15 protein-coding genes are annotated in these 15931 nt (G+C 72.6%); 3 read left to right on the forward strand and 12 right to left on the reverse strand.

The window, feature by feature from the left end:
• Window positions 1-192: 192 nt before the first annotated feature.
• The 5 genes from ACFVTC_RS16085 to ACFVTC_RS16105 form a co-directional block, all read right to left on the reverse strand.
• On the reverse strand, window positions 193-2082 hold the full coding sequence (locus ACFVTC_RS16085; protein WP_390127289.1) for a glycoside hydrolase family 15 protein: 1890 nt from the start codon (window positions 2080-2082) through the stop codon (window positions 193-195).
• Between the two features lie 112 nt (window positions 2083-2194).
• The gene (locus tag ACFVTC_RS16090) at window positions 2195-3082 is read right to left on the reverse strand and encodes a DMT family transporter (RefSeq protein ID WP_390127424.1); all 888 of its coding nucleotides are present in this window, start codon (window positions 3080-3082) and stop codon (window positions 2195-2197) included.
• A gap of 458 nt (window positions 3083-3540) precedes the next feature.
• Window positions 3541-4812, reverse strand: a complete 1272-nt coding sequence (locus ACFVTC_RS16095) for a serine hydrolase domain-containing protein (RefSeq protein ID WP_390127290.1) — start codon at window positions 4810-4812, stop codon at window positions 3541-3543.
• Between the two features lie 244 nt (window positions 4813-5056).
• Window positions 5057-6046, reverse strand: coding sequence for a LysR family transcriptional regulator (locus tag ACFVTC_RS16100; RefSeq protein ID WP_390127292.1), 990 nt, complete (start codon window positions 6044-6046; stop codon window positions 5057-5059).
• A 37-nt stretch (window positions 6047-6083) separates the two neighbouring features.
• Complete coding sequence (locus ACFVTC_RS16105; RefSeq protein WP_390127294.1) at window positions 6084-7409, reverse strand: aminotransferase class V-fold PLP-dependent enzyme; 1326 nt, start codon at window positions 7407-7409, stop codon at window positions 6084-6086.
• A 385-nt stretch (window positions 7410-7794) separates the two neighbouring features.
• On the opposite strand from ACFVTC_RS16105, the gene ACFVTC_RS16110 reads away from it, so the two are divergent.
• The gene (locus ACFVTC_RS16110; protein WP_390127296.1) at window positions 7795-8175 is read left to right on the forward strand and encodes a hypothetical protein; all 381 of its coding nucleotides are present in this window, start codon (window positions 7795-7797) and stop codon (window positions 8173-8175) included.
• 256 nt (window positions 8176-8431) lie between these two features.
• Window positions 8432-8755, forward strand: a complete 324-nt coding sequence (locus tag ACFVTC_RS16115) for an acyl carrier protein (protein WP_390127298.1) — start codon at window positions 8432-8434, stop codon at window positions 8753-8755.
• Window positions 8756-8900: 145 nt separating this feature from the next.
• On the opposite strand, the gene ACFVTC_RS16120 is transcribed toward ACFVTC_RS16115, so the two are convergent.
• The 7 genes from ACFVTC_RS16120 to ACFVTC_RS16150 form a co-directional block, all read right to left on the reverse strand.
• Window positions 8901-9782 carry an aminoglycoside N(3)-acetyltransferase gene (locus tag ACFVTC_RS16120; protein ID WP_390127300.1) on the reverse strand — a complete coding sequence of 294 codons (882 nt, stop codon included), beginning with the start codon at window positions 9780-9782 and terminating at the stop codon, window positions 8901-8903.
• A gap of 77 nt (window positions 9783-9859) precedes the next feature.
• A complete protein-coding gene (locus ACFVTC_RS16125) occupies window positions 9860-11098 on the reverse strand; it encodes an MFS transporter (RefSeq protein WP_390127301.1) in 1239 nt (412 codons plus the stop codon).
• Between the two features lie 25 nt (window positions 11099-11123).
• Window positions 11124-11762, reverse strand: coding sequence for a GNAT family N-acetyltransferase (locus tag ACFVTC_RS16130; RefSeq protein ID WP_390127303.1), 639 nt, complete (start codon window positions 11760-11762; stop codon window positions 11124-11126).
• Complete coding sequence (locus ACFVTC_RS16135) at window positions 11759-12646, reverse strand: JmjC domain-containing protein (protein WP_390127306.1); 888 nt, start codon at window positions 12644-12646, stop codon at window positions 11759-11761. Before ACFVTC_RS16135 ends, ACFVTC_RS16130 begins: the two co-directional genes overlap by 4 nt.
• Entirely contained in the window at window positions 12643-13488 is an 846-nt protein-coding gene (locus ACFVTC_RS16140) for a JmjC domain-containing protein (RefSeq protein ID WP_390127308.1), read from the reverse strand. Before ACFVTC_RS16140 ends, ACFVTC_RS16135 begins: the two co-directional genes overlap by 4 nt.
• Window positions 13489-13600: 112 nt before the next feature.
• Window positions 13601-13738, reverse strand: a complete 138-nt coding sequence (locus ACFVTC_RS16145; RefSeq protein ID WP_168500444.1) for a hypothetical protein — start codon at window positions 13736-13738, stop codon at window positions 13601-13603.
• Between the two features lie 534 nt (window positions 13739-14272).
• The gene (locus tag ACFVTC_RS16150; RefSeq protein ID WP_390127310.1) at window positions 14273-14881 is read right to left on the reverse strand and encodes an ATP-binding protein; all 609 of its coding nucleotides are present in this window, start codon (window positions 14879-14881) and stop codon (window positions 14273-14275) included.
• A gap of 219 nt (window positions 14882-15100) precedes the next feature.
• Between ACFVTC_RS16150 and ACFVTC_RS16155 the strand changes: the two genes are divergently transcribed.
• Window positions 15101-15697 carry a TetR family transcriptional regulator gene (locus ACFVTC_RS16155; protein WP_390127312.1) on the forward strand — a complete coding sequence of 199 codons (597 nt, stop codon included), beginning with the start codon at window positions 15101-15103 and terminating at the stop codon, window positions 15695-15697.
• Window positions 15698-15931 lie beyond the last annotated feature (234 nt).

A 15931-nucleotide genomic window follows, 5' to 3' on the forward strand; every position in this document is an offset into this window, starting at 1 on the left:
AGGCCGCGCACCGGTGTCCGGCGGCGCGACGCCCGTCACCGTATATGACTCTAAGTAATCGCAACGGCCGGCGACATGCGGTCGTATCCACCCGTTCGCGCCCTCGGTGGGGGGGAGCCGCGGGCGCGTGTCACCTTCCGTACCGCAGAGGGAGGTGGGTGGCGGTCCCCCGCGCCGGGGAAAACGATCCTTCTAACCGAGTCTGCGGTCGAGGTTGAAGGCCGCGCTGATCAGGGCGAGGTGGGTGAACGCCTGGGGGAAGTTGCCCTGCTGTTCACCCGTGTGGCCGATCTCCTCCGCGTACAGGCCGAGGTGGTTGGCGTAGGTGAGCATCTTCTCGAACGCGAGCCGGGCCTCGTCCAGCCGGCCCGCGCGGGTGAGCGCCTCGACGTACCAGAACGAGCAGATCGAGAACGTGCCCTCCTCGCCCTGGAGGCCGTCGGGGCTGGCCTGCGGGTCGTAGCGGTAGACCAGAGAGTCGGAGACCAGGTCCTCGCCCAGCGCGTCCAGGGTGGCGAGCCACTTCGGGTCGGTCGGGGAGATGAACTTCGCCAGCGGCATCATCAGCAGCGACGCGTCGAGGATGGAGCTGTTCTCGTACTGGACGAAGGCCCGGCGTTCGACGGACCAGCCGTGGCTCATGATCCGCCGGTAGATCGCGTCCCGTGCCCCGCCCCAGCGCACGATGTCGGCGGGCAGGCCGCGGTGCCGGGCCAGCCGTATCGCCCGTTCGATCGCGACCCAGCACATCAGCCGCGAGTACAGGAACGGCTTGCGTCCGCCGCGGGTCTCCCACACCCCCTCGTCGGGCTGGTCCCAGTTGTCGCACACCCAGTCGACGAGTTCGCAGATGCTGTCCCAGTGCCCGCTGGAGATGGGCTTGCCCCACTTGTCGTAGAGGTAGAACGAGTCGAGCAGTGCCCCGTATATGTCCAGTTGCAGCTGACCGACGGCGGCGTTGCCGACGCGTACGGGGGCCGATCCGCGGTAGCCCTCGAGATGCGGCAGCTCACGCTCGGACAGATCGCGGCGGCCGTCGATGCCGTACATGATCTGCAGGGGTCCCTCGGCCTGGGACGCGCTCACCGATTCGAGCCCGACGTTCTCGGTGAGGAAACCCATGAATGCCTCGGCCTCGTCGATGAATCCGAGCCTGAGCAGCGCGTAGACACAGAACGCGGCGTCGCGGACCCACACGTAGCGGTAGTCCCAGTTGCGTTCGCCGCCTATCTGCTCGGGCAGGCTGGTGGTCGGCGCGGCGATGATGGCGCCGGTCGGCGCGTAGGTGAGCAGTTTCAGGGTGAGGGCGGAGCGGTGCACCATCTCCCGCCAGCGGCCGCGGTAGCGCGACTGGGACAGCCAGTGCCGCCAGTAGCGCACGGTCGCGTTGAACTCCCTCTCCGCCTCGGCCACGGCGCAGAAACGCGGTGCCACCTCACCGCCGATGCGGTCGATGGTGAACACGGCGGACTCGCCCTCGTGGAGTTTGAACAGCGACCACACGTCCGGGCCGTCGACCTCGATGGGCACCGTGGAGGTCAGCGCGAGATGGAGGGAGGCCGACTCGAAGACCGCCTGGCCGTCGTAGGTGTGCACGGTGTGCGGCTCGCAACCGTAATCGAAGCGGGGAGCGACGCGCGCACGGAAGGGCAGCGTTCCGCGCACGCACACCACGCGGCGGATCAGCCGGTGCCGGTCGGCCTCGCGCGAGTCGTCGACGACCGGCATGAAGTCCTGGATCTCACCGACCCCGTCCTCCGCGAAGAAGCGGGTGATGAGCACGTTGGTGTCGGGGAAGTAGAACTGTTTCGTGCGGGCGGGGACGTCCGCGGCCAGTTCGAAGGAGCCGCCCCGCTCCGCGTCGAGGATCGAGGCGAAGACGCTGGGCGCGTCGAAGCGTGCGCAGCAGTACCAGTCGATGGTGCCGTTCGTGCCGACCAGGGCCGCGCTGCGCAGGTCGCCGATCAGGCCGTGTTCGGCGATCGGCAGGTAGGGGGGTGTGTCGGTGCCGCGGGGGCCGGGCGCACCGGGACCGGGGCGGGGCCCCTCCGTCGCTCCGGTTTCGGTAGTCGCTTCAGCCACGTCAGCCTCCTCGGGCTGTCGGCCTGGCCACCCCCTTGCCACTCCAGGCTAGCGAGTCCTCGGTACCTGGGCTTGGGGAGCGAGCGGGGCGCCCGGGACGGCTGCGGGGGGATCAGGTCCGGCCGCGGTGGCGGGCGGGGGGTGCGGAGACCAGGGTCTGGGCGAGGGGGATCCGGGCCAGCTGGACCGCTCCGTACAGGATCAGTCCGGCCCCGGCGATCTCGGGGACCAGCCACCAGCCGGTGCGCACCTCCTCCGCGTACAGGGTGACGCCCAGGGCGAGGCTGACCAGGGCGTCGCCGAGGGTGAGGGCGGGCTGGGAGGCGACCAGGGGGCCGGACTGGACGGCGTTCTGCAGCAGGAACAGTGCGCAGACCCCGGCGGCGGCGAACGCGTAGGTCTGCCAGGCGAGGAAGAAGCCGGTGACGCCGCCCGTCTGCCAGGCGTGGGTGGCGTCCTTGATGAGGGCCGCGGTGAGCGCGTAGCCGATGGCCGCGGCGCTGCCGAAGCAGGCCGCGCGGGCGCGTCCGGCGGGCAGGCGCAGCGCGATCCGGACGGCGGCCGTCATGACGCCCACGCAGCAGACGATGGCCACCACCCAGCCGCCCGCGGCGGCCTGGCCGGTGCCCGCCGAGGGTGCCGCCGCGGCCAGTGCGATGCCCAGCCCGGCGGCGATGCACACCACGGCCGTCCAGCCGCGCCGGGTCACCCGCCGGCGCAGCACCAGGCCGCCGATCAGCAGGGCGAAGGGGAGTTCCAGGACGAAGATCGGCTGTACGACGGCCAGGGCGCCGTTGACCAGGGCCAGCGCCTGGAAACAGGCCGCCGCCATGACCGCGGCCATGCCGCCGAGCCAGGCCGGCCGGTGCAGCAGGTCGACGAACAGGCGGGCGCGGAAGCCTTCGGACAGGGGGACGTCCTGTGCGGCGCGGCGCTGGAGGACGGTGGCGGTCGCGTTGCTGGCGGCGGCCAGCAGGGCGAAAACGACGGAGACCACCATGCCCACCGGCCTGTCCCTCCTCGGTGTGTCCCGGCGTTCCCGTGTCTGCCGGATGCGGCCCGGCGTGGGGGCCGGTCATGCCCATGCTCCCGCGACGGCGCGGTGTCCGCCCCCTGACGGCGCGGCGCGTGACACCGAAGGACTGCCGCCCCAGACCTCCGCATCGGTCTGAACGGCCTCGTCCTCAAACGCCGGACGGGCTGGGGATGCGGGCCCGCGCCGACTGGTCGTCGCCCTCGAAGGCCGGCGTCCGGACCATGCCTTCGAGCCCGTCCGCGTTTGAGGACGAGCCTTTCGGGCGAGCGGGGTCTGAGGGCGGCAGCCCCCAGGGGCGCTGGTGCACCACCGCGCGTACCGGTGCCAGTACCGGTGCCAGTGCCAGTACCGGTGCCAGTGCCAGTACCGGTGCCAGTGCCAGTGCCAGTGGTGATGGTGATGGTGATGGTGATGGTGCGCGGTCAGCGGGCCGCGGGCTGTGCGGGCAGGTCGAAGACGTGTCCCGGTGAGACGATCTTCGTGACCGCCTCGCCGACGAGTGTGCTGGGCTCGGCGCCGTCGTGGCTGATGTCGGTGTTCAGGAGCACGACCAGGGTGGCCTGGGCCGACGGCAGATAGACGGTCAGGGACTCGTAGCCCGGCATGGAGCCGTTGTGGCCGATCCAGCCCTGGACGTCGAAGATGCCCAGGCCGTACCCGGCGCCCGGGATCGTGGTGGGGAGCGTGGCCAGCCGCTGCTTCTGGGTGGCGGAGCCGATCAGGGTCGTGCCGTCGGGCAGGACTCCCGTGGCGACCGTGCGGGCCCAGGTGTGCAGGTCGTCCAGGTCCGAGATCATCGCGCCGGCCGTCCAGGCCCAGGAGGGGTTCCAGCCGGCGGTCTCCTCGACCGCGCCGCTCGCGGTCTGGTCGGTGTAGCCCTGGGCGTGCGGGTCCGGGAAGGCCGCGTCGGCCGGGAGGAACGTGTGGTCCATGCCGGCCGGCGCGAGGACGTTCTCGCGGATGTAGTCCCCGGGCGGCATACCGCCGGCCCTCTCCACGACCATGCCGAGCAGGATGAGGTTGGTGTTGCTGTAGGAGAACTTCCGCCCCGGCGGGAACAGTGCGCGGTGTCCGAAGGCGTAGCCGAGCAACTGCGGTGGGGTGAAGGGCCGTTGCGGGTCGGATGTGAGTGCCTTGAAGAAGGCCGGGTCCTCGGTGTAGTTGAACAGGCCGCTGCGCATCCCGGCGAGGTCCCGCAGCGTGATCCTGTCGCCGCCGGGCACGCCGCCCACGTATCTGCCGATCGGGTCGTCCAGGCCCACCCTGCCCTCGTCGACCAGCTTGAGCAGCGCCGTCACGGTGAAGGTCTTGGTCTCGCTGCCGATCCGCGTGTACAGGTCCGGCGACATCTTGCGCCCGTCGCTCCTGTCGGCCACACCGAACGACCGTACGTAGGTGCCCTGGCCGTGCGTCCACAGTCCCACGGTCACCCCGGGCACGCCCGCCTCGCCCATGACCTGCCGCACGCTCGCGTCGAGTTGGCGGGTCACTGCAGGGGTGAGGGTGCGGACCCCGTCCGTCGCCGGGTCGGACGGTGAAGGGGACGCGGTGGCGTGCGTGGCGTCGGCGGCGGCAGGGACGGAGGCGGTCGCGGTCGTGCCGCGGGCGGTGCAGCCCGCGGCCGCCGTCATGAGCGCTCCCACCACGGCGGCGGCGACGGCTCCCCTGCGCAGACGGGTGCCCGAGTGGGTCATGGGCTGACTCCAAGCACGTGAGGACCGGGGCAAGCACATGCGGACCGGGCCCGGTCGTCGCGGACGGGGGCCACGCGACGGGCTGCGGTGCGCAGCGGTGCCGTGGGACACGGGGCTTGGGGTCCTGTCCCCCTCAGGATAGGAGGGCCGGGGGGCCGTCGCCCGTCGGGCGGTACGGCCCCCCGGACGGCACCGGCGACCGGGCAAGCGGCGGGTTCAGCCGCCGGGGGCCGGACGGTGTGGTTCAGAAGCTGTGCGAGGGCTCCGCGGCGAGGGTGCGGTCGGCGTCGGGGAGCCAGGAGTCCGGCGGCCGTTCGAGCCAGCCCTCGGCCGTGCCGAGGGCTCGGGCGGCGTCGGCCAGAGCTCTCACTCCCGGATGGCGAAGGCCGCGGCGCCAGACCAGGGAGACGGGGGAAAGAGGCACCGGGTCGGTCAGGGGACGCAGGGCCATCTCCGGAACATCCGAGAAGTCGACGTTGGCCAGGACCGACCAGCCGTGTTTGCGCATGACCCGCCGGAACTCGGCCTCGCCCTCGATCTTCGGGAAGGGCGGCGCCAGGCCGATACCGCGGCCCGCGAACAGGGCGCGCGCGTAGTCCGTCCATTCGGTGGTGTCCTCGTTGCCCGCGGCGGCGTACACGGTCTCACCGGCGAGCGCGGCCAGCGGCACCCGCGGCAAGGCGGCCAGCCGGTGTTCGGGGGGCAGGTGCACCGCCAGTCGGTCATAGCGGATCAGCCGGTGTTCCAGACCGGCACGGACAGCCCTCGGCAGCCCGGCGACGCGGCCGAAGGACACGTCGAGCCGGCCGTCCGCCATCTCGGCCGCCGCCCGCGTCAGGCCGCTGTGGAACCGGGAGACGAACTCCAGACCGGGGGCCGCTTCCCTGGCCGCCGCCAGGACGCGTGGCCCGGTGGCGCCGTGGAGCGCGACGTCCACGAGCAGCGGGCGGGCGCTCCCCCCGGCCGGGGTCTGCTCCAGTTCCCGGCCCAGCTGTTCCTGGGCGGCCAGGACGTGCCGCACGACGGGCAGCAGCCGCTGCCCCTCGCGGGTCAGGGCCACATGCCGGGTGTCCCGCTCGAACAAGGCCCTGCCCCACACCTGTTCCAGCTGCCGGATGTCCCGGCTGAGCGCCTGCTGCGCGACGAACAGCCGGGCGGCGGCCCGGGTGAAGTGCAACTCTTCGGCGACGGCCACGAAGGCGCGCAGCAGCCTGGGATTGATGTCATGACGCACGCCCCCATTCTCACCAACCCGTACCGGCGTTGCGGGGTCAGGGCGTGGGACACAGGGTCAGGTGGCGGTGGGTGGGCGGACGGGGGCCGGCCGGCCGGGCGGGGCCCGGCGGAGCGGGAGCGGTGTGGCGGGCGGCCGGGCGGGGACCTGCGGGGTGCGGGCGTTCCTCGCGGACGACGGCCCGGAGGGCGTGGCCGAAGCGGGCGATGTCGTCGGGGGTGGTGTCGTGGTGGAGGGACGCGCGCAGGGCGGTGCCCGCGGGGTGGTCCAGGAGCGGGATCTCCTGCGCGACCGTCTTCCACAGGGCGACGCCGCGGGCCGCGAGTTGCCGGCGCACGAGCGCGGCGGGCAGCTCTCGGTGGCGGAAGGCGAGGATGCCGGACTGGACCAGGCCGGGCGTGATCAGTTCGGTTCCGGGTGTCTCCTCGACGGCGGCACGCAGGGCGGGCAGCAGCCGCAGCCCGTCGTGTCCCCCAGGCCCGGTGAGGGTCGCCGTACGGTGCGCCAGCGCCGCGTTGAGGCCCGCGACGGCCGCGTTCTGCGGCGGGGGACGGTGTACGGCGGCCTCCTCGAACGCGTCCCGCAACCGGGGTGCCAGGTAGGCGAATCCGACGTCGTGGGGGCCGCGCAGGAACCGCCAGCCGTCGCCGGTCAGCAGATGGCAGCCGGTACGGGCGGCGTCCACGCCGAGCTGGCCGACCGCGTAGGAGGCGTCGACGGCGTACAGGCACCGGTGCGGGGCGAGGATCTGCCCTATGGTCTCGACCGGGTTGACGATGCCGCGGCCGGAGGGGACGTGGACGACCGAGACGAGGGCGACGTCGTCGTCGATGTGCCGGGCCATCCACTCCAGGTCCAGGTCTCCGTCCTCGCGCAGCGGGACGACCTCGAGCCGGCAGCGGGTGCGGTCGCGCAGGGCGTACAGGGCGGTCAGGTTGGCCACCCCCTCGTAGGGGGTCGTCCAGATCCGGTCGCCGCGGCCGGGGCCGAGGCCGCGGACCAGCGCGTCGAAGGCGGTGGCCGCGTCCGTGACGACGGCGGTGTCGGCGGCCGGGACGCCGAGCAGTGCGCCGAGACGGTCGTGGATCTCGGTGCGCAGCACGTGCGCGAGGTGTTCCTCGAGCTCGTGCGGCCCGTAGCGGTCCTCACGGGCCGCGCAGTCGGCGACGAGTGCGCGTACGGCGGCGGGCATACGGCCACGGCCCGCCGTGTCCAGATGGACCGTGCGGCCGTCGCGGTCCTTGTGGTCCTTGTGCTCACTCCGGTCCGTGCGGTCCGTGCTGTCGCTGGTGGGCGCGTAGTCCCTTCGGTCCTTCTGATCCGTGGATGACGGCTGATCCGTGGATGACGGCGTCGCGTTCATTTCCGGGGCCTCCCCCCGCTGTCGGGGCCATCGGCTGCCAGGACGCGGGGGGCCGCTGTGCGCGACCCGTCACGAACAAGCATTGCCAACGTGCTTGGCAATATGTTGCCTAGCGTGGGGGTGAAGTGGCAACGCCGACTCCGGCGGCGCTCTAGCGAAAGGGTCGCGAACGTGCCGTTCACCCTCTCGGAACCGGCCTCGACCGGGCCCGGAAACAGGGTTGTTGACAAACTTTGCCAGGCATCGACGCAGGTAGCCGCCGGTCTCTCGCGGGTCTCCAGCCCATCTCCAGCGAATGCCGAGCGGGTCCCGAGTTCGCGTTGCCAAGCTTTTTGGCAAGAAGTTACCAACGCAGGATCCGCTTCATTGCCACGGAGGAGCCGTCATGAAGAACATCGCCCGCATCGCCGTCACCACCGCCGCCGTCGCCTCCGCCGTCCTCACCCTCGGCGGCGTCAGCACCGCCGCGCAGAGCATCGGCTGGCCGCAGTCGGCGGGTGGCACGGTCTCCTCCGCCATCGGGTGGCCGGCCGCCGCCGACGACAGCATCGGCTGGCCCAAGACCACCACCGTCGCGGCCGACGAGAGCAGCATCGGCTGGCCCAAGGCTGTCGCCGTCTCCGCCGACGACGACAACATCGGCTGGCCCAAGGCGGTCGCCGTCCCCGCCGACGACAGCAACATCGGCTGGCCCAAGGCGGTCACCACCGTCGCGGCCACGGACGACATCGGCTGGCCTCTCGCGGCCGGCAGCGCGGCCGTCTGACGGGCGCGGATGCCGTAACAGACCACCGACCCGCTGGACCTACCGCACCCACCGGGCCCACCGAATCAACCGAACCAACAGAACCAACCGAATCTTGAGGCCCCCGCCGGCAGTGCTGTGGCGGGGGCTTCGGTCGTGTGCCGGCCGCTCGCGGCGGCCGGCCTGAGCAGGTGTCCACGGCGGCTCGAGCGGGATCCGGCACGGTGCTGCTCGGAGCACCGCTCCACCTCTCCCGTGTCCGGAAGGAAGTCGCCCGATGGCCCACGTACCGTGGAACGCGAAATTCGAGGACGTACTGCGCCAGGGCCTGCCGGGGCTCGGCAAGGACAAGGAGCCCGCGGCCGACGTTCCGATGGAGGCATACGGGCTGGACTCGATGGCGCTGATCGGCATCGTCGGCGCACTGGAGTCGGCGTTCCGGGTCAGTCTGGCCGGCCAGGTCACCGTCCCCGTGCACACCCTGACCGCCGGTCAGCTGTGGGGCATCCTCTCCGCCGCGCTGCAGCCGGCCTGGGACGAGAGCCGGCCCTCGGCGGCCGGCCGGCGTACGCGTGACCTGGGTCCCTGGGCCGTCGCCTGACCTCTGCCGGACACCCCGGCGGCAGCCGCACCGCCGCTCCCCCGGACACTCCCGACACCGTCCGCGACGGCACCCCCGGCGCCGGTGACGGTGCCGGGAACAGCCGAAAACAGCCGGGAACAGCCCGGATCAAGGCCCCCGCCGGTCACAGCGCCGTGGCGGGGGCCTCCCGTACGCCGGTCATGTTCGGTGCCACGCCCCAGGCGCTCAGGTCGCGGTGCCGCTCCAGCCAGCCGCAGGCCAGGTCCACGAGCGCGGCGACCGGGCACAACAGGGCGCGGGCGGCGGCCAGGGGGCCCTCCCGGACCAGACCGGCACGGACGGCCCGGTCGCCGATGCGCGCGTAGTCGCCCTCGTACATGACGAGTTGGTCGCTGTCCTGCCAGACGGTGGCTCCGTCGGTCCCCGCGCGCGGCACCCGCATGCGGTGGACGCGGCGCCCCGGGTAGGGAGTGAGGTGTTCGGCCAGGTGCAGGACGGTGCACTTGTCCCAGCCCACTCCGATCAGCAGGACCTTCGCGGCCGCACCGCCCAGCGCGGTCAGCGGGCTGCGCGCGCCCAGGCCGTAGGGCAGCGGGTGGGCGGCGAGCAGGGCGGGCGCGGCGGGGCCGGAGGCGGCCAGCGAGTAGAGCGGGTGCGTGGAGCGGCGGACGCCGGGCAGGGTCCGTACGAACTCGGGGAACCGGCCCAGGCGGGGCTGGACGGGGTGCACGTCCGGGTCGAACGGGGGCAGGGACGCCCTGATATGGGGCCACCAGGTGGGGGGCACGGGCCGCTGGACCCAGGTCGCCGGGTCGGTCAGGTAGGTGGTGAAGGCGGGCACCACGAGGGTTCCCGACGCCCCGACGGCCTCCCGCAGGGCCCGTAGGAGGGCGACGGGACCGCCCACCGTCCAGCCCAGGGCACTCAGGGAGGTGTGGACCATGACGACGTCACCGCGTCCGACGCCGAGGGCCCGCAGGTCCCGGGCCAGTTCGCGGCCGCTGTAGGGGCCGGGGGTGCGGGCATCGGCGGCGGGGTGCAGCATCCGTGCCTCCGGTATCTGCGGTGCCTGTGGTGTCTTCGGTGTCTTCGATATCTGTGGTGTCCGTGGTGTCTGCGGGTTCAGTCCAGGGCGGGCTGGTCCGCGGTGGGCCGGGGTGCCGGCACCCCGGCGGCGGAGGCGGCGCGTACCGCGGGCTGGACGAGGAGGGCCGCGGCGGTGAACAGGACCGCGGCCGCCGTCCAGCCGAGGCCGGAGCCGTGGCCGATGAACGCGGTCAGGATCAGCGGGCCGAGGATCGACTGCAGGCCGTGGTGGAGCTGGAAGGCGCCGAGGTACTCGCCGCGCCGGTCCTCCGGGGCCAGGCCGATGCCGATGCCGAACGACCCGGCCGCGTGCCACAGTTCGGCGCCGGTCATCACCACGAAGGCGGCGCACACCAGGAACCCGGCCGTGAGGGTGCCGAGATGGCCGGTGGGGATCAGGAGCAGGCAGGACACCGCGCCGGCCAGGCCCGCGCGGCGGGCCAGGCGGGCGGCGCCGGGCAGGTCGTCGCTGCCCCTGGCCGCCCGGACCTGGAGCAGCACGCACAGCACGGTGTTGAGTCCGATGAGCAGGGGGGTGAGCACGGTGGGCAGGCCGGTGCCGACGACGATCCACAACGGGATGGCCACCGCCAGCACGGAGTCGTGCAGCGACAGCGCCGCGTTGACCGCGACGACCCGCAGGAACGGCCCGTCGCGCAGCGCCGTGAAGCGTCCCGCGGCGGGCGGGGCGGGGCGGGCGGCGGCCGCGGGCAGCCGGTGCACCAGCAGGCCCGCCACCACGAACGTGACGCCGTTGGCGAGCGGGATGACCTGCAGGGCGCCATGGGTGCCGACGGCGAGCAGGACCGCGGCGGCCAGGGTGCCCAGGCCCATGCTGGCGTTGCCGACGGAGCGGATGGCGGCGCGCGCGTTCACCCGGTCCTGGCCGGGGACGAGTTCGGCGATCAGGGACATGAAGGAGGGGCCGGTGCCGAACTGCAGGGCGCCCACCGCCACCGCCAGGACGACGAACTGCCAGGCCGAGTGCACGGCGGGCAGCGCGAGGTAGCCGCAGCCCAGCCCGATCAGCAGCCAGGTCAGCAGCGGGCGTGCCCCGGTGCGGTCGGCGACCATGCCGAACAGCACCGAGGCGAGCAGCCCGGTCAGTCCGGCGGCGGACAGTGCCATGCCGATCTGGGCCGGGCTCAGGCCGGTGACCTGGGTGAGGTAGACCGCGGAGCCGGCCATGTACAGGCCCACGCCGATGCCGTCGATGCCGTGCAGGACGGCGAGCCGCCGTGCGGGGCCGTTCAGGCTGGCCGGGAACAGGGGCATGCGCGCTCTCCGCTCGGTCGTACGGCTACGGCTGTATCTGTGGGTTCGGGTTCGGGTTCAGGTTCGGGTTCGGGGCCGGGGCCGGGGCCGGGGCCGGGGCCGGGGCCGGGGTGGTGGAGGGTCGGGGGGCGGGCGGGCCGAGGGGGCGCAGGACGGAGTAGAGGAGCTGGTCGTGCCAGGTGCCGGCGCGCCACTGGGCGCGGCGGACCCGGCCTTCCAGTTCGAAGCCGGCCTTCTCGGCGGCGCGTTGTTCGGCGAGGTTGCCGGCGTCGGTGCACACCTGGACGCGTTCGGTCCGGGTGTGGGCGAAGAGGTAGTCCACGAGCAGGCGCTGCGCCTGGGTTCCGATGCCCTGGCCGCGGTGGGCGGCGAACAGGCCGATCGCGATCTCCCAGCAGGCTGAGGTCTCCACGCGTCCCCATGCGCGGCGGAACCACTCGACGCGTCCGGCGAGGGTGTCGTCGACGGTGACGGACAGCATGTTCTCGTCACCGCCGAGCAGGCCTCGCTCGTCGAGCAGCCGGCGCGGCCGCAGGGTCGGCGTGTGTCCGAACCACTGGTAGGGGCCGGGGCCGTCGGGCCCGGCGAACTCCGTGTCGAACCGGTCGAGGTCCGCGGAGGTCACCGGGCGCAGCACGGTCGCCGGGCGCAGCACCGGTCTCATCCGAGGTGCCCGGCCTTGAGCCGTACGGCCTGTTTGAGCACCTGGGTCCCGTCCGCCGCGCCGAGGGTGCGGGTGAGCAGGGCGCGCAGCCGGGTGAGGCGTTCGGCCAGGGACAGTTCGTGGTGGTGGCGGGTGAGGGCCTCGAACTCGGGCAGGCCGAGGAGTTCGGCGAGGAAGACGTTGGCGAGGTCCTGGGGGGTGGGTTCCTCGATGGTGACGGCGATGTGGAGGGAGGTGCCGATGCGGGCGGTGGCGGAGTGCGGGGTGCCGTGCGGCATGTAGAGCACGTCGCCGGGGCGCAGGGTGACCTCCATGCGCCGGTCGTAGGGGATGACGCCGCCGGTGTAGCGGTCGGAGTCGCTGGTCGAGGTCTCGTCGAGGCGGCCCACCACCCAGTCCTTGACGCCGGCGATCTGCAGGACGAGGACGTGGGAGCCGTCCATGTGGGCGGCGATGGCGGTCTTGCCGGGCGGGCTGAGGAAGACGAACGACTCGAGTTCGGCACGGAATTCGGGCGCCAGTGCCTGTACGAGGGCGCGCAGGCGGGGGTGCCAGTGTTCGGGCTGGCTGAACTTGAAGGTGCCGCCGGCGGCGAAGTCCGCCTTGATCTGGGCGGGGTTGATGTAGCCGGGGACGTGGTGGCCGACGATGGTGCGCGAGCGTGTCATCTCGGAGACGGCGGTGCGCACGCCTTCGTCGAAGGCGGTGAAGTAGGGGCGGATCAGCAGGCCGCAGTCCACCTCCTCCCACATCTCCCGCTCGGTGATCAGGCCGGTCAGGTCGGCCGAGGCGCGGAAGACGGCGGGCTGGGTGGCCCAGTGGTCGCGGAAGAACGCGTCGGTGTCGCCGACCAGGTCCTTGAGGGTGATGTGGGTGGTGGTCATCCCGTCACCTCCCGCATGGCGGTGAGGGCGGTGTGGGCCCAGGTGTCGTCGTCGAGGTCGCGGGTGTGCGCGAGCAGGGCGGTGCGGACGTGCTCGGTGCGCTGTTCGAGGGTGGTGGTGTGGAAGCGGTGGGCGAGGCCGGGGTCCGTGTCCAGGAGGTGGCGGCCGAGCGCTTCGAGGAGGTCGTCGGGGGTGGGCTCGGTGAGGGTGAAGGTGAGGTGGAGGGAGTCGCCGTCGCGGGCGACGGCGTCGTGGGGCCAGCCGTGCGGCAGATAGAGCACGTCACCCGGTTCCAGGACGAAGGTGTGGGTGGGGTGGGCGGCGTCGACGTCGAGGCCCGCGTCGGCACGGACCTGCTGCGAACCGGCGTACAGCTGCCATTCCTTGCGGCCTTCGAGCTGGAGGGCCACGACGTGGGAGGCGTCGCGGTGCGGGAGCATGCCGCGGCTCTCGGGCGGGGTCCAGAACACGTAGGAGGCCACCGCGACCGGGGCGGCGGCCTGGAGCTGTTCGACGACGGTGCGGGTGGGGCGGTGCCAGTCGGAGAGCTGGTTGAGCTTGAGGGTGCCCCCGGCCGACATCAGCCGGCGGACGGCCGCGGCGTCGGGGAAGCCGGGGCGCTGGTGCCCGATGACGTCCCTGGAGCGGGTGTAGGTGCTTTCCGGCGGTACGGCTCCGTGGCGCAGCACCGAGAAGTAGGGCCAGCGCAGCAGGCTGGCGTCCAGCTTCTGTTCGATGAAGGCGGAGGAGAGGTGGCCGGCGGGATCGACCGCGCCGCGGAGGATCCTGAATTCCTTGTTCCATGCGTCGGCGAAGATGCCCTCGCCGCGCAGAGTGTCCACGAGCGACGTGTTCAACCCGACCCCCAGGGCTCTGGTGTCTTCGGTGTCCGGGCGCCGGCCGGAGCGCTCGGCTGAGTGCGGGCGTTCCGGCCGGGCGGAGCCGTCTGGCGTGTCAGGCGTTGGAGATCTGGTTCATGATCGTCTTCGGGGAGTCGAAGGCGTCCTCCTCCTCGGCGCTGATGTTCGTCTGCGCCAGCTCCTCCGGGTTCTCGGAGTTGTCGATCGCGTTCTTCGTGTCGCGGATACCCATGTCAGCCTCCACAGGCGGCGGGGTTCTCACCGCGGTGGTGCGGTGAGCTGCCCTGGAGCATGCCAGCGGGGCCTCGCGCGGTCCTTGACCGCGCTCGGGTGCGACGGTCGAGCCCCGCCGGGGCGGACGGGACGGAACGGGCGGGCCTGTTGGGTGACGGGGCCGGCGGGAGGGGGATCCGGGGGGTGGCGAGATGGGGCGGCGGGATTGGGGGGCGGGGAGTGCGCGGGGCCGGGGCTGCGGTTCGGGGACGCCGGCCCGGGTGGCGGCGTCACGGACCCGGGTGGCGGCATCACGGACTCCGGCCGCGGCGTCACGGACCCGGGTGGCGGCGTCATGGCCGTATGCGGGCACCGTGCCGGGGGCTGCCGCAGAATCGCACGAGAACGGCTCGAGAGGGTGCCCGGAGCGGGGGCGGTGCCGGGAAGCGCCTGTCACGACGCGGTCGGCACGGCACGGTCCGCACGGCACGCCACAGGTGTGCACAGCACAGGCGTGCCACAGGTGTGCCGGTGGGGCGGGCGGCCCCTTGGGTCAGGGCGTCCGCGTGGGTATTTCGAACCACATGGTCTTGCCGGTGGCCGTGCGGGTGCTGCCCCAGGTCTCGGTGAGCAGGTCGAGCAGTTCGGTACCGCGTCCGCCCTCCGCGTCGGCGTCGACGACGCGGCGAACGGGGCCGGTGGGGTCGGTGTCCTCCACTTCGCACCGCAGGTGGGAGCCGCGCGCGTACAGGTTGAGCCGCAGCGGGCCGCGGGTGTGGCGCAGGGCGTTGGTGACCAGTTCACTGACCAGGAGTTCGGCGGTGTCGGCCAGGTCCTCCAGGTCCCATTCGCTCAGCCGGGCGGTGGCCAGGCGACGGGCCCGGCGGACCGAGGTCAGCTCCCGTGCCAGGGGCCAGGAGGCGTCCCAGGCGGTGGCCCGCGCGCGGGGCGCGTCGAGCGGCCGCAGGGGCTCCAGGGAGCGCGCCCACAGAGCCTGGGTCCGGGTGATCCATGAGGTGGGCGCGCCCTTCGCGGACCGCTCCTCGCCCTGAGCGTGGTCCGCGGCAGCCTTCCGCCCGAGTCCCTCTGTCCGACCGCGGGAGCACCAGGCGAAGCATCCCCGTCGTGAGATCGAGGCGAGGTCGATGGCCCAGGCGGCCATGGGAATCAGTCCCTTCCGTACTGCCGGCGGCGATGACTGCCGGGAACGGCGGAGGTCCGACGTCCGGGGCGGCATGTGCCAGGTCCCACATTCATGTAGCGATTGCTACATCTATAAATATACACGTAGCGAGTGCTACGGTAAATACCTGGACAAAGATCAATGAATCGGACATGCGGGGTTTGTTCGGCCTCGCATCACTGCAGGTGGGAGCCCTTCATGTCTCGGCCGCCCGACCCGGCCAAACGACGCGATCTCCTGGAGCGGATCCGCGCATACATGATCGGCAACGGTGTGGCCGACCTGTCCCTGCGCCCGCTGGCCCGGGCCCTGGGGACCAGCGACCGCATGCTCCTGTACTACTTCGGGACCAAGGAACGCATGATCGCCGAGGCGCTCACCGTCTACGAGAGGCGGCCGCTCCTGCGCGCCCGGGGCCTGTTCGACGCCGCCGACTCCCCCCGGGACGCGGCGGGGGTGCGCCGCTTCATGGAGGAGATCTGGCAGCAGTTCAGCGACCCCGACCTGCGCGCCACACTCCCCCTCTATCTCGAGGTCATGGCCGTCGGCCTGCTCCACCCCGAGCGGTACGGGCCCGTCATGCGCGACGTGATGAGCGAGTGGACCCGCCTGCTCACCTCCGTCTTCCGCGACCTGGGCATGGCCGAGGTCCGGGCCCGGACGGAGGCATCCCTTCTGGTCGACGCCTCCTTCGGCCTGCTCCTCGCCCACCTGGCCGACGGCGACTGGGACCGGGCCGGCGCGGCCTTCCACACCCTCCTCGACCGCCTCGAACCCGGCTGGCGGGACATCTAGGGCGTGTCGCGCAAGTCCCGCCCGCCCGGCGGGCGACGGGACTTGCGCGACACGCCCTGGCGCGACGACCGGAGAGGTCCGCCGGGCACGGCGGCCCCCGCCGCCAGGCCGGTCGACCGCCCCCGCGCAAGCGCTCGTCGGCCGTCACCCGCGGCTCCAGTGGTGCTCCAGTGGTGCGAGACGGACCCTCAAGATCTTGTTGCCAACATCTTGGCAAGGTTTTGCCAAGACGGA

It is taken from the genome of Streptomyces sp. NPDC057950, assembly GCF_042887295.1.
Lineage (GTDB): Bacteria > Actinomycetota > Actinomycetes > Streptomycetales > Streptomycetaceae > Streptomyces > Streptomyces kaempferi.